Below are 13,757 nucleotides of genomic sequence, written 5' to 3'. Positions count from 1 at the left end.
GCAGCGGCCGGGCCTGGTGGATGGCGAGCGTTTTAGAAAGCGTCGCCCGGCACGCGCACCCATCCTTCCATCAGCACGCGCGCGCTGCGGCTCATCACGGCCTTGGTCACGCTCCACTCGCCGTCGATCAGCTTCGCCTCGGCGCCGACGCGCAGGGTGCCGGACGGGTGACCGAAGCGCACCGCGTCGCGTTCGCCGCCGCCGGCCATTTCGTTCACCAGCGTGCCCGGAATCGCGGCCGCGGTGCCGATGGCGACGGCCGCCGTGCCCATCATCGCGTGGTGCAGCTTGCCCATCGAGAGCGCGCGCACCAGCAGGTCCACCTCGCCGGCCGTCAGGTGCTTGCCGCTGGAGGTCGTGTGGTCGATCGGGGAGGCGACAAAGGCCACCTTCGGCGTGTGCTGGCGCCCAACGGCTTCGCTCGTCTCCTTGATCAGGCCCATGCGCACGGCGCCATAGGCGCGGATGGTCTCGAACTTCGCCAGTGCCGCCGGGTCGCCGTTGATCGCTTCCTGCAGCTCCGCCCCGGTGTAGCCGAGTTCCTCCGCGTCGAGGAAGATGGTCGGAATGCCGGCATTGATCATGGTGGCGCGGAAGGTGCCGATGCCCGGCACCTCCAGCTCGTCGACGAGCTGCCCGGTCGGGAACATCGCGCCGCCGCCACCCTCCTCTTCGGCCGCCGGGTCCATGAATTCGAGCTGCACTTCGGCCGCCGGGAAGGTCACGCCGTCGAGTTCGAAGCCGCCGGTTTCCTGGACTTCGCCGTTCGTCATCGGCACGTGGGCGATGATGGTTTTATTGATGTTGGCCTGCCAGATGCGCACGACCGCCATGCCGTCCTGCGGCACGTTGGTCACGAGCCCGCTGGCGATGGCGAAGGAGCCGACCGCCGAGGACAGGTTGCCGCAGTTGCCGCTCCAGTCGACGAAAGGCTTGTCGATCGAGACCTGGCCGAACAGGTAGTCGACGTCGTGGTTTTCACGCGTGCTCTTCGAGACGATGACCGTCTTGCTGGTGCTCGAGGTGGCGCCGCCCATGCCGTCGATCTGCTTGCCGTAGGGGTCGGGGCTGCCGATCACGCGCAGCAGCAGTTTATCGCGGGCCGGGCCCGGGACGCGGGCGGCTTCGGGCAGGTCGTCGCGGCGGAAGAAGACGCCTTTCGATGTGCCGCCACGCATGTAGGTGGCGGGGATTTTGATTTGGGGGGTGTGTGCCATTTGTTCGTGGTCCTGTTGATTGTGCGGGCAATGCGTCGCCGTACATGGCCGATTGTTACGTGCGTAACGGTGGGCGCAGGAGCGCCCGGTGAACCCGTCATTGAGGCCATTGGCCTCAATGACCCCTACGAAATGCAGCGCACCGTAGGGTGGACACTCAGTGCCCACGCGGTACGGCGCGTCCGGACTACGCCGCGACTTTGGACGAGGCCAGGAAGTCCTGCGCAAAGCGCTGCAGCACGCCGCCGGCCTCGTAGATCGACACCTCTTCCGCCGTATCGAGGCGGCAGGTCACCGGCACCTCGACGCGCTCGCCGTTGCGGCGCTTGATCACCAAGGTCAGCGTCGCGCGCGGCGTGCGTTCGCCCACCACGTCGTAGGTCTCGGTCCCGTCCAGGCCCAGCGTCAGGCGGTTCACGCCCGGCATGAACTCCAGCGGCAGCACGCCCATGCCGACCAGGTTCGTGCGGTGAATGCGCTCGAAGCCTTCGGCGACGATCGCTTCCACGCCCGCCAGGCGCACGCCCTTGGCCGCCCAGTCGCGCGAGGAACCCTGGCCGTAGTCGGCGCCGGCGATCACGATCAGCGGCTGCTTGCGCTCCATGTAGGTCTCGATCGCTTCCCACATGCGCGTGACCTGCCCTTCCGGCTCGATGCGCGCCAAGGATCCAGCTCTCACTGCGCCCGCGCCATCGCGCACCATCTCGTTCTTCAGCGTCGGATTCGCGAAGGTCGCGCGCTGCGCCGTCAGGTGGTCGCCGCGGTGGGTCGCGTAGGAGTTGAAGTCCTCTTCCGGCAGGCCCATCTTGAACAGGTATTCGCCGGCGGCGCTGTCGCCCATGATCGCGTTCGACGGCGACAGGTGGTCGGTGGTGATGTTGTCGCCCAGGAGCGCCAGCGGCCGCATGCCGCTCAAAGTACGCTCGCCGGCCAGCGCGCCTTCCCAGTACGGGGGACGGCGGATGTAAGTGCTCATCTCGCGCCAGTCGTACAGCGGCGACACGGCTTCGCCATCGTCGGCCACGCGCGCGAACATCGGCGTGTAGACCTTGCGGAACTGCTCGGGCTTGACGCTCTGTTCGATCACGGCGTCGATCTCGGCGTCGCTCGGCCAGATGTCGGCCAGCCTGATCTCCTTGCCGGAACTGTCGGTACCCAGCACGTCCTTCTCGATATCGAAGCGGATCGTGCCCGCGATGGCGTAGGCGATCACCAGCGGCGGCGAAGCCAGGAAGGCCTGCTTCGCATAGGGGTGGATGCGGCCGTCGAAGTTGCGGTTGCCCGACAGGACGGCGGTCGCGTACAGGTCGCGCGCGATGATCTCCTGCTGGATCACCGGGTCGAGCGCGCCGCTCATGCCGTTACACGTGGTGCAGGCAAAGGCGACCACGCCGAAGCCGAGCTGCTCCAGCTCCGGCATCAGGCCCGCTTCTTCCAGGTAGAGCGAGACGGCTTTCGAGCCCGGCGCCAGCGAGGATTTCACCCAGGGTTTGCGCAGCAGGCCCAGCTTGTTGGCGTTACGCGCCAGCAGGCCGGCCGCGATCATGTTGCGGGGGTTATTCGTGTTGGTGCAGCTGGTGATTGCCGCGATGATGACAGCGCCGTCGGGCATCTTGCCCGGCTCGTTCTCGACCACGCCCGAAATGCCGCGCGCGGCCAGTTCCGAGGTCGGCACGCGCTTGTGCGGGTTCGACGGACCGGCGATGTTGCGCACGACGCTCGACAGGTCGAAATGCAGCACGCGCTCGTAGTCGACTTTGGTCAGCGTGTCGGCCCACAGGCCGGTCTCCTTGGCATAGTCCTCGACCAGTTTCACCTGCTCGTCCTCGCGGCCGGTGAGGCGCAAGTACTTGATGGTCTGCTCGTCGATGTAGAACATCGCGGCGGTGGCGCCGAATTCCGGCGCCATGTTCGAGATCGTCGCGCGGTCGCCCAGGGTCAGGTTGGCTGCGCCTTCGCCGAAGAACTCGAGGTAGGTCGAGACGACTTTCGAATTACGCAGGAACTCGGTCAGCGCCAGCACCACGTCGGTCGCGGTGATGCCCGGCTGCGGTTTGCCGGTCAGCTCGACGCCGACGATGTCCGGCAGGCGCATCCAGGAGGCGCGGCCCAGCATGACGCTCTCGGCTTCCAGGCCGCCCACGCCGATCGCGATCACGCCCAGCGCGTCGACCATCGGGGTGTGCGAGTCGGTGCCGACCAGGGTATCCGGGAAGGCGACGCCGTCCTTCACCTGCACCACGGGCGACATGCGCTCGAGGTTAATCTGGTGCAGGATGCCGTTCCCCGGCGGGATCACGTCGACGTTCTGGAAGGCCTTCTTGGTCCAGTCGATGAAGTGGAAACGGTCTTCGTTGCGGCGGTCCTCGATGGCGCGGTTCTTCGCGAAGGCGTCCGGATCGAAGCCGCCGCACTCCACGGCCAGCGAGTGGTCGACCACCAGCTGGGTCGGCACCACCGGGTTCACCAGGGCCGGATTGCCGCCCTCTTGCGCGATGGCGTCGCGCAGGCCGGCCAGGTCGACCAGGGCCGTCTGGCCCAGGATGTCGTGGCAGACCACGCGTGCCGGGAACCAGGGGAAATCGAGGTCGCGCTTGCGCTCGATGAGCTGCTTGAGCGAGGGCACCAGGGCCATCGGCTCGCAGCGGCGCACCAGGTTTTCGGCCAGCACGCGCGAGGTATAAGGGAGTCCGTCCCAGGCACCGGGCTGGATGCTGTCGACGGCTTCGCGCGCGTCGAAGTAATGCAGGTTGGTGCCGTGTAGGGGTTTGCGGTATGCGTTGTTCATGATGTAAGCAGTGATAGTTGTCGGTGCTGCTTGGCGTAGTAAGCGCCGTCGTGCAGGAAGGCGTCGGGTTCGAGGCCGAACTGGCGGAAGCCGAAGCGCTCGTACAGGTTAACGGCTCCCGAGTTGCCGTCATGGACGGTAAGCGTGAGCTGGCGGATGAAGCCGAGTTCACGCGCAAACGCGATCAGATGCGCCACCAGTGCGGCGCCGATACCTTCACGCTGGCGTTCGGGATCGACCACGAGCGCATTCAGGCTGGCCGAGTGGCGGATCTTGGCGCCCTCCTGCGTACGCAGGCAGATCGCTCCCACCAACTCGATGCCGTCGAAAGCGCCGAACCAGTATTCGCCTTTGGTCGCCAGGCGCTTCTCGGCCCAGGACAGCGGCTGTTCCAGCGCCTCCTCCACCGCAGGCCGAAAGGCGTGCGGAAAGGCGCGCAGACCCGCCAGCCGCAGCGCGCGGTACTGCGCGGCGTCGGCGGGGCCGAGGCGACGCAGTACGAACGAAGCGGCTGACGGAGCGTGGATCATTTACGGTCGGCGATCGGCACGAACTGCAGGTCTTCCGGACCGACGTAGTTCGCGCTCGGACGGATGATCTTGTTGTCGATGCGCTGCTCGATGATGTGGGCAGACCAGCCGGAGGTGCGCGAGATGACGAACAGCGGCGTGAACATCGCGGTCGGCACGCCCATCATGTGGTACGAAACGGCCGAGAACCAGTCGAGGTTCGGGAACATTTTCTTGACTTCCCACATCACCGATTCGAGACGCTCGGCGATGTCGAACATCTTCATCGAGCCGGCGCTTTGCGACAGCGAGCGCGCCACTTCCTTGATGACGACGTTGCGCGGGTCGCTGATGGTGTAGACCGGGTGGCCGAAGCCGATCACGACTTCCTTGTTCGCCACGCGGTTGCGGATGTCGGCTTCGGCTTCGTCGGCGTTTTCGTAGCGCTTCTGGATGTCCAGGGCGACTTCGTTCGCGCCGCCGTGCTTCGGACCACGCAGCGCGCCGATCGCGCCGGTAATCGCCGAGTGCATGTCGGAACCGGTGCCGGCGATGACGCGCGCGGTGAAGGTCGAGGCGTTGAACTCGTGTTCCGCGTAGAGGATCAGCGAGGTGTGCATCGCGCGCACCCACTCTTCCGGCGGCGTGGTGCCGTGCAGCAGGTGCAGGAAGTGGCCGCCGATCGAATCGTCGTCGGTCTCGGTTTCGATGCGCTTGCCGTTGTGGCTGTAGTGGTACCAGTACAGCAGCATCGAGCCGAACGATGCCATTAAGCGATCCGCGATGTCGCGCGCGCCGGCGATGTTGTGGTCGTCCTTCTCAGGCAGCGCGCAGCCCAGCGCCGAGACGCCGGTACGCATCACGTCCATCGGGTGGCTACCGGCCGGCAGCGCTTCCAGCGCCAGCTTCACCGCCTGCGGCAGGCCGCGCAGCGACTTCAGTTTGGCCTTGTAGCCTTTCAGTTCGGCGGCGGTCGGCAGTTTGCCGTGCACCAGCAGGTAGGCGATCTCTTCGAATTCGCAGGAGTTGGCGACATCGAGGATGTCGTAGCCGCGGTAGTGCAGATCGTTGCCCGACTTGCCGACCGAGCAGAGCGCGGTATTGCCGGCAGCGACACCGGACAGGGCGACGGATTTTTTTGGCTTGAAGGCTGGTGCTTGTTCAGTCATGGTGATCTCCTGGTATCGTTATTGATCTTGTGATGCGTTTTTCTGGGCGGCGAACAGGGCGTCCAGCTTCTGCTCGAAGTCGTGGTAGCCGATGCGCTCGTACAGCTCGGCGCGGGTCTGCATGGTGTCGACCACGGCCTGCTGGCTGCCGTCGCGGCGAATCGCAGTGTAGACGTTTTCGGCCGCCTTGTTCATGGCGCGGAAGGCCGACAGCGGATACAGCACGATGCCCACGTCCGCCGTTTTGAGTTCCTCGACGGTGAACAGCGGGGTCGAACCAAATTCGGTGATGTTGGCCAGGATCGGCACGCCGACGGCCTTCGCGAAGCGCGAGTACATGGCGAGATCCGTCATCGCTTCCGGGAACACCATGTCGGCGCCCGCTTCGACGCAGGCGACGGCGCGCTCGATGGCGGCGTCGATGCCTTCCACGGCCAGCGCATCGGTGCGCGCCATGATCACGAAGTTCTCGTCGGTGCGCGCGTCGACTGCCGCCTTGATGCGGTCGACCATTTCCTGCTTCGAGACGATCTCCTTGCCCGGACGGTGGCCGCAGCGCTTGGCGCCGACCTGGTCTTCGATGTGCATCGCTGCGGCGCCGAACTTGATCATCGATTTCACGGTGCGGGCGACGTTGAAGGCCGAGGAGCCGAAGCCGGTGTCGACGTCGACCAGCAGCGGCAGGTCGCAGACGTCGGTGATGCGGCGCACGTCGGTCAGCACGTCGTCCAGGTTCGAAATGCCGAGGTCGGGCAGGCCGAGCGAGCCGGCCGCGACGCCGCCGCCGGACAGGTAGATGGCCTTGAAGCCGGCGCGCTTGGCCAGCAGCGCGTGGTTGGCATTGATGGCGCCGACGACTTGCAGCGGCGATTCTTCCTGGACGGCTTTGCGGAACGCAGCGCCTGCGGATTGGATCATGGGGTCTCCTGGGTAAAACGTGAACGATGCGCTTCATTTTGCAAGGACCGTGCCAGCCCTGCCCTGCTCCTTCGACCCGGGAAAAACGACATCGTTTCAAGGACTTGGCTCGTCCATATGCAGCTTGCGGTTCACGCTGATGTTTCACTCGGTGTTGCAGGATGAAACACATGAAACGCCGTTGCGCTAAAATTGCAACATGCGCCCTCTTTCTCCTGTTCCGCAAGACGCCGACAAGCCCGTCATCTGGACCGTTTCCGTCTCCCGCCTGGCCGACCTGTTCCGCGACATCACGCTCGAGTACGACCATCTCGCCACCATCGAGCCGATCGACCTCGGCTTCGACGAGGCGGCGCGCCACATCCGCGAACGGATGGCGAACGAGCGCTGCGACGTGGTGATCGCGGCCGGCTCGAACGGCGCCTACCTGCGCGGACGGGTGTCGGCGCCGGTGATCGTCGCCAAGGCCAGCGGCTACGACGTGATGCAGGCGCTGGCGCGTGCCCGCAAGATCTCGCCGCGCATCGGCGTCATCACCTACCAGCAGCTGCTGCCCGAGCTGGCCGAGTTCAGCGCCACCTTCGGCCTGAGCGTCGCCCAGCGCAGCTACGTCACGCGCGAGGATGCGCGTGCGGCGATGGACGAAATGAAGGCGGCCGGCATCGAGGTCATCGTCGGCGCCGGCCTGATCACGGACCTGGCCGAAGAGGCGGGCCTGACCGGTATCTTCCTGTACTCGGCCGCCACCATCCGCCAGGCCTTCGACGACGCGATCGAGCTGGCGCGCCTGACCCACCTGGAGGCGAACCGCATCCGGCGCGGCCCGGCCAACGAACCGCGGCGCGCGCGGCGCGGCCTCAACGACCTGCGCGGCGAGTCCGAAGCGATGGAGCGCCTGCGCCAGACCGTGGTGCTGTATGCGCGCTCGCCGGCCACGGTCCTGATCCAGGGCGAGACCGGCAGCGGCAAGGAACTGGTGGCCCAGGCCATCCACCGCGAGGGGCCGCGCAGCCTGGGGGCGAACCGGCCGTTCGTGGCCGTAAACTGCGGCGCGATCGCGGAGTCCTTGCTGGAATCGGAACTCTTCGGCCACGAGGAAGGCGCGTTCACGGGCGCGCGCCGCGGCGGCCACGCCGGCCTGTTCGAGGCGGCCAATCGCGGCACCCTGTTCCTGGACGAGATCGGCGAAATGCCGCTCGGCCTGCAGACCCGCCTGCTGCGCGTGCTGGAAGAGCGCGAAGTGATGCGGGTCGGCGGCACGCGGCCGGTGCCGATCGACGTGCGCGTCGTCAGCGCCACCCACTGCGACCTGGAAGCGCGCGTGCGCGAGGGGCGCTTCCGCGCCGACCTGTTCTACCGGCTGGCGGTGCTGCGTTTGAGTTTGCCGCCGCTGCGCGCGCGGGTGGCGGACATCGTGCCGCTCGCCGAGTGGTCGCTCAAGCAGTCGCTGGCGGCCCTGGGCGCGAAGCCGCATCCGAACCTGCACGCCGAAATCCAGGCCTGTGCGCCGCTGCTCACCAGCTACGCATGGCCGGGCAACGTGCGCGAACTGCGCAACCTGATGGAGCGCCTGGCCCTGTTCCTGGCGGCCGAGCCGCTGCAGGCGCTGACGCCGAATTTTTTATTGGGGATTGCGCCGGAGCTCGGCGCGGCGGGACTTGCGCTGCCTGAAGCAACGGTGCTTGAAGAGGCCCCATCAGAAAACATCGCCGACGTGCTGGCCCGTTTCGGCGGCCAGCGCGACGCGGCCGCGCGCCACCTCGGCATCAGCCGCACGACCTTGTGGCGGCGGCTGAAGGCAGAGACTTAGAAACACGCGGAGCGGCTAGCCTGCTTGCTTCACACAGGTGACGGCAGCCGTCTTGGCGTCCGCGAGCGGGGCCGGCGTTTTAGTCGTCATGTTGAAGGCAACATGGGTCTTTGCGAGCGAACCTGGATTCGAGCTCCAGGTATCGGACAAGGGCCAGCCCTGCCCCGTAAGGGCGGCAGAAGCGGTCAACGCGGCCAGCTCGGCCTGGGTTGGCAGCCGCCATTCTGTAAGACCCTTGATCGTCGAGTTCGTACAAAACGCCTGCGCATTGTCCCAATTCATCGCGCCTGCAGTAGGAGGCATCCATACCATGCCACCCTGATTCACATAACCTACCACCGTGAAGGTCGTGCTGGTCGAAGTTGGGTTATAGCTGCCCATTTGCCCCTGCTGGGCTGTAATGGTACCGGTACCAGCCGCCTTGGCGATCAGCTTAGTCCCGCTGACCTCGGCCATGGCCGGGTTGCTGCTGCTAAAACTGAAAGGAGCGGGACTTTTCGAGCTAGGCGCCTTCAAGTCGATCGTGTCGCCCTCCGCCACACTGATTGCCGGGAATTCGCCGAGCTGGACGCCATCATTGTTCCCTCCACAGCCGCCCAATAGGGTGAGAGTGCAGGCGGCAGCAAGGGCAAGCAGATGTTTGGTCATGGGATTAGTCATATAAAAAATAGTGCTCCAGTATAACATTTATAACTGGAAAAATTGACAAGTTTTGCGCCGGAAGAGCGGCAGCCATCCTAGCTCCAGGCTGCACGCGCACGCCTGATGAATCGCATATTGATATGCGTTTATCTAGCTTTTTAATCAACAATGTCCCGTGTTAAGGTGGCGCCCCGGCGGCCCGGAGAAGGCGCGATCGCGATTCGCGCAAATGCAAACACCTGTTCTCCAAACCGCCGTACCATGTCTTTTTCACCACGGCCGGGTGCCCATCTGCGCCCGCTCATCCGCGCTCGCGACGCCCACAAGGCGTCTCTCTGGAGGCAACATGCAACGCGACATGCAAGGCAATATGGACGCCAGTAAGCAAGATGCGTCTCAAGCGGCAATCTTCTCCCTGATCGGCAATACCCCGCTGGTGCAAGTTACCCGCATGGATACCGGTCCGTGCCAGCTGTTCCTGAAACTGGAATCGCAAAACCCCGGCGGCTCGATCAAGGACCGCATCGGCCGCGCCATGATCGAGCAGGCCGAACGCGACGGCAGCCTGCAGCCCGGCGGCACCGTGGTCGAGGCCACTGCCGGCAATACCGGTCTCGGCCTCGCGCTGGTGGCCCGCATCAAGGGCTACCGGGTCGTGCTGGTCGTGCCCGACAAGATGGCGGCCGAGAAGGTGCTGCACCTGAAGGCGCTGGGCGCCGAAATCCACCTCACCCGCTCGGACGTCGGCAAGGGCCATCCCGAGTACTACCAGGACGTGGCCGCACGGCTGGCGCGCGAAATTCCGGGCGCCTGGTTCGCCGACCAGTTCAACAATCCCGCCAACCCGCGCGCCCACGAAACCACGACCGGACCCGAGCTGTGGGAACAGACCAGCCACGAGCTCGATGCGATCGTGGTCGGCGTCGGTTCGTCCGGCACCCTGACCGGCCTGTCGAACTATTTCGCGCGCGTCCAGCCGGATCTCGAATTCGTGCTGGCCGACCCGAAGGGCTCGATCCTGGCCGACTACGTCAACACCGGCCACCTGGCGAAAGAAGCCGGATCGTGGGCCGTGGAAGGCATCGGCGAGGACTTCATTCCCGGCATCGCCGACCTGTCGCGCGTGAAGAGCGCCTATACGATCACCGACGAGGAAAGCTTCGGCACCGCGCGCGCCCTCTTGCAGCACGAAGGCATCCTGGCCGGCTCCTCGACCGGCACCCTGCTCGCCGCGGCGCTGAAATACTGCCGCGCCCAGACCAGTCCGAAACGCGTCGTCACCTTTGTCTGCGATACCGGCACACGCTACCTGACCAAGGTGTACAGCGACGGCTGGATGGTCGACCAGGGCCTGCTGCAGCGGCCGAAAACGGGCGACCTGCGCGACCTGGTCGGGCGCCGTTTCGATGCCGGCGAAGTCGTCACGGTCAGTCCCACCGACACCCTGCTGACCGCCTTCAACCGCATGCGTTCGAGCGACCTGGCGCAGATGCCGGTGATCGAGAACGGCCGCCTGGTCGGCATCATCGACGAATCGGACCTGCTGCTGCACGTGACGATGGAGGCCTCGCGCTTCCAGACGCCGGTCTCCAGCACCATGACCTCCACGCTGCAGACGCTGAAACCTTCCGACAGCATGGCCCAGCTGCGCGACATCCTCGACCGCGGCCTGACCGCCGTGGTCCAGGACGGCGAGCGCTTCTACGGCCTGATCACCCGCTTCGACCTCCTCAACCACCTGCGCAGGACCTTATCGTGAATCCAGTGACCGATCAAGATACCCACTACCATCTCGCCACCCGCGTCATCCACGGCGGCCAGTCGCCCGAGCCGAGCACCGGCGCCGTGATGCCGCCGATTTTCGCCACCTCGACCTTCGTCCAGCAAAGCCCGGGCGTGCACAAGGGCCTCGATTACGGCCGCTCGCACAACCCGACGCGCTGGGCGCTGGAGCGCTGCGTGGCCGACATCGAAAGCGGCAGCGCGGCTTTCGCCTTCGCCTCGGGCCTGGCCGCCATTTCCGCGGTGCTGGAGCTGCTGCCGGCCAACTCGCACATCGTCGCCGGCGACGACATGTACGGCGGCACCTACCGCCTGTTCGAACGCGTGCGCCGCGCCAGCGCCGGTCACCGCTTCAGCTACGTGAACCTGGCCGATCCGGAGGCACTGGCCGCCGCGCTGACGCCGGAGACGCGCCTGGTCTGGGTCGAGACGCCGACCAACCCGATGCTCAAACTCGCGGACCTGGCCGCGATCGCCAAACTCTGCCGCGAGCGCGGCATCGTCACCGTGTGCGACAACACCTTCGCCAGCCCGATCAACCAGCGCCCGCTGGAACTGGGCATCGACATCGTCGTCCACTCGACCACCAAGTACATGAACGGGCATTCGGACGTGATCGGCGGCGTCGCCGTGGTCGGCGACGCGCCGCACCACGCCGAACTGGGCGAGCGCCTCGGCTTCATCCAGAACGCGGTGGGCGCGATCCAGGGGCCCTTCGACAGCTTCCTGGTGCTGCGCGGGATCAAGACCCTGGCCTTGCGGGTCGAGCGCAGCAATGCGAACGCCCTGGCGCTGGCGCAGTGGCTGGAGCGCGAACCGAAGGTCCGCAAGGTGTTTTATCCGGGCCTGGAGTCGCATCCCCAGCATGCGCTGGCGCGGCGCCAGATGGCGGGTTTTGGAGGCATCGTTTCGATCGAACTGGAATCCGACCTGGCGGGCGCGCGCCGCTTCCTGGAGAACTGCCGGGTATTCACGCTGGCCGAAAGCCTGGGCGGCGTGGAGAGCCTGATCGAGCATCCGGCCCTGATGACCCACGCCACCATCCCGCCGGCCCAGCGCGCGGAACTGGGCATCGGCGACACCCTGATCCGGCTCTCGGTCGGGATCGAGCACCTGGAAGACCAGCGCCGCGACTTGCAGCGCGCCCTGGCCCAGGTGTAATCAGGCGGCCAGCAGGCGCGGCTCGCCCGCCTGCTGGCGCAGCTGGAAGGTGCCCACCAGCGCCGACAGGGCGGCCGCCTGTTCGCGCATCGCGGCGGCTGCAGCCGCCGCTTCCTCGACCATCGCCGCGTTCTGCTGGGTCGACGTGTCGATCTCGGCGATGGCCTTTCCCACCTTCGCCACGCCCTGCGCCTGCTGTTCGCTGGCCCCGTGGATCGCGCCCAGGATGTCGGCCACCGCGTTCACCTTCTCCAGCACGGCGCGCATGGTATCGCCGGCGCCGTGCGCGATGCCGGTGCCCGCTTCGATTTCGCCGGCTGAGGTGTTGATCAGGCCCTTGATCTCCTTGGCCGCCGCGGCCGAATGCTGGGCCAGGTTGCGCACTTCGGCCGCGACGACCGCAAAGCCGCGTCCTTCGGCGCCGGCACGCGCCGCTTCGACCGCCGCGTTCAGCGCCAGGATATTCGTCTGGAAGGCGATGCTGTCGATCATGCCGGTGATGTCGACGATCTTCGCAGCCGAGGCCTTGATCGCTTCCATGCGCCGCACCAGTTGGGCGACGGCTGCGGCGCCCTCGCCTGCCACATTCGATGCCGACTGCGCCAGCGCATTCGCGTCGCGCGCGCTGTGGTTGTTGCTGGCGATCGCGCCGGTCAGTTCTTCCATCGCCAGCACGGTCTGGCGCAGGGCGTCGGCCTGGCGCTCGGTGCGCTGCGACAGGTCCTGGTTGCCGTCGGCGATTTCGTTCGATGCCGCGTCGATGCCGTGCGCGCCGCGCAGCACTTCGGTGACGGTGGCGGACACGCCGCCGGTCATGCCGTTCAGGGCGTCGAACAGGCGACCGATCTCGTCCCCGCGGCGGTGCTTGATGCGCGGACGGAGGTCGCCGCGCGCGACCTGTTCGGCGAGACCGACGGCCTGCTTGAGCGGACCGACGATGTGGCGCGTCAGGAGCCAGCCGAGCAGCGCGCCCGCCGCCAGCGCCGCCGCGCCGAGTGCGAACAGCAGGATGCGGCTGAAGGCGAAGGCGGCGGCGGAATCGTCGGCCAGGCGGTGCGCCTCGCGCGCCTGGTGCTTCAGCAGCGCTTCGAGGCCGGCGACGTAGCGGGCGAATGCGGGTTCGAGCGAGCGCGCCAGCAGCTCCTCGGCTTCCTGGGTGCGGCCGATGTCCTTTGCCGCGAACACGGCTTTCGTTGCGGCGGCGAAGGCGTCGCGCTGTTCGCTTGCGGTGCGCAGCAGGGCCGCTTCGGTGTTCGATAGCGGCAGCGCGCGGATCGCCGTGTCGATTCTGCTCGCCTGCTGTTCGCCCTCCTGCAGCTGCGCCTTGTACAGGTCGGCCAGCTCCAGGCTGTCGCTGCGCGCGACCGACATGATGCGCAAGCCATTCAGGCGCGCGGCGCCGAGCAGGTCGGAGGCCAGCTGCTGCTTGGCCAGCTTGTCCTGCACGAGGTCGCGCGCGATGGCGTCGGCGGCTTGCATGCGCCACAGGGCGACGGCGGTGACGAGGAGGATGAGGAGGGAGACGAGCAGGAAGGAACCGAGGATCTTGGTGCCGGTGGTGAGTTTGGCGAGGGACATGCGGGTCACGGTGGATGGAGATGCCCCGCAGTGTAGGTAGGGATTATGACAAGAGCATGAATGCGTTCGCCGAAATGCGGGCGGTGTAAACGCGTGGGCATGCCCACCCTGCGTCCGCTGCTGTAGGGTGGGCATGCCCACGCGGTTCGGCCGCATGAAACCACGCGGCCTTACCTCTACTTC

10 protein-coding genes are annotated in these 13,757 nt (G+C 66.4%); 3 read left to right on the top strand and 7 right to left on the bottom strand.

From position 1 onward, the window contains the following. Window positions 1-32 precede the first annotated feature (32 nt). The 5 genes from prpF to prpB form a co-directional block, all read right to left on the bottom strand. Window positions 33-1,217 carry a 2-methylaconitate cis-trans isomerase PrpF gene (gene prpF, locus ACFPQ5_RS21080; RefSeq protein ID WP_379760476.1) on the bottom strand — a complete coding sequence of 395 codons (1,185 nt, stop codon included), beginning with the start codon at window positions 1,215-1,217 and terminating at the stop codon, window positions 33-35. Window positions 1,218-1,404: 187 nt separating this feature from the next. Next, on the bottom strand, window positions 1,405-4,005 hold the full coding sequence (gene acnD / locus ACFPQ5_RS21075; protein WP_379760474.1) for a Fe/S-dependent 2-methylisocitrate dehydratase AcnD: 2,601 nt from the start codon (window positions 4,003-4,005) through the stop codon (window positions 1,405-1,407). Further along, on the bottom strand, window positions 4,002-4,535 hold the full coding sequence (locus ACFPQ5_RS21070; RefSeq protein WP_379760472.1) for a GNAT family N-acetyltransferase: 534 nt from the start codon (window positions 4,533-4,535) through the stop codon (window positions 4,002-4,004). Before ACFPQ5_RS21070 ends, acnD begins: the two co-directional genes overlap by 4 nt. Next, window positions 4,532-5,683 (bottom strand): bifunctional 2-methylcitrate synthase/citrate synthase, encoded by a 1,152-nt coding sequence (gene prpC / locus ACFPQ5_RS21065; protein ID WP_379760470.1) that lies wholly within the window; start codon window positions 5,681-5,683, stop codon window positions 4,532-4,534. The genes ACFPQ5_RS21070 and prpC overlap by 4 nt, the downstream gene beginning before the upstream one ends. Before the next feature lie 18 nt (window positions 5,684-5,701). Then, the gene (prpB, locus tag ACFPQ5_RS21060) at window positions 5,702-6,601 is read right to left on the bottom strand and encodes a methylisocitrate lyase (RefSeq protein ID WP_379760468.1); all 900 of its coding nucleotides are present in this window, start codon (window positions 6,599-6,601) and stop codon (window positions 5,702-5,704) included. 199 nt (window positions 6,602-6,800) lie between these two features. On the opposite strand from prpB, the gene prpR reads away from it, so the two are divergent. Next, window positions 6,801-8,411, top strand: coding sequence for a propionate catabolism operon regulatory protein PrpR (prpR, locus tag ACFPQ5_RS21055; protein WP_379760466.1), 1,611 nt, complete (start codon window positions 6,801-6,803; stop codon window positions 8,409-8,411). Between the two features lie 15 nt (window positions 8,412-8,426). Here the strand turns inward: prpR and ACFPQ5_RS21050 are convergent, their stop codons facing one another. Beyond that, window positions 8,427-9,059 carry an Lcl domain-containing protein gene (locus ACFPQ5_RS21050; protein WP_379760464.1) on the bottom strand — a complete coding sequence of 211 codons (633 nt, stop codon included), beginning with the start codon at window positions 9,057-9,059 and terminating at the stop codon, window positions 8,427-8,429. Between the two features lie 340 nt (window positions 9,060-9,399). On the opposite strand from ACFPQ5_RS21050, the gene ACFPQ5_RS21045 reads away from it, so the two are divergent. Together ACFPQ5_RS21045 and ACFPQ5_RS21040 are read left to right on the top strand one after the other, a co-directional pair. Beyond that, window positions 9,400-10,812, top strand: a complete 1,413-nt coding sequence (locus tag ACFPQ5_RS21045) for a pyridoxal-phosphate dependent enzyme (RefSeq protein ID WP_379760462.1) — start codon at window positions 9,400-9,402, stop codon at window positions 10,810-10,812. Further along, entirely contained in the window at window positions 10,809-11,996 is a 1,188-nt protein-coding gene (locus ACFPQ5_RS21040; protein ID WP_379760460.1) for a trans-sulfuration enzyme family protein, read from the top strand. Before ACFPQ5_RS21045 ends, ACFPQ5_RS21040 begins: the two co-directional genes overlap by 4 nt. Here the strand turns inward: ACFPQ5_RS21040 and ACFPQ5_RS21035 are convergent, their stop codons facing one another. Beyond that, window positions 11,997-13,574 (bottom strand): methyl-accepting chemotaxis protein, encoded by a 1,578-nt coding sequence (locus tag ACFPQ5_RS21035; RefSeq protein WP_379760458.1) that lies wholly within the window; start codon window positions 13,572-13,574, stop codon window positions 11,997-11,999. Window positions 13,575-13,757 lie beyond the last annotated feature (183 nt).

Source organism: Massilia suwonensis (genome assembly GCF_042655665.1).
Lineage (GTDB): Bacteria > Pseudomonadota > Gammaproteobacteria > Burkholderiales > Burkholderiaceae_D > Telluria > Telluria suwonensis.
This window is presented reverse-complemented; position numbering and strand designations above follow the sequence as displayed.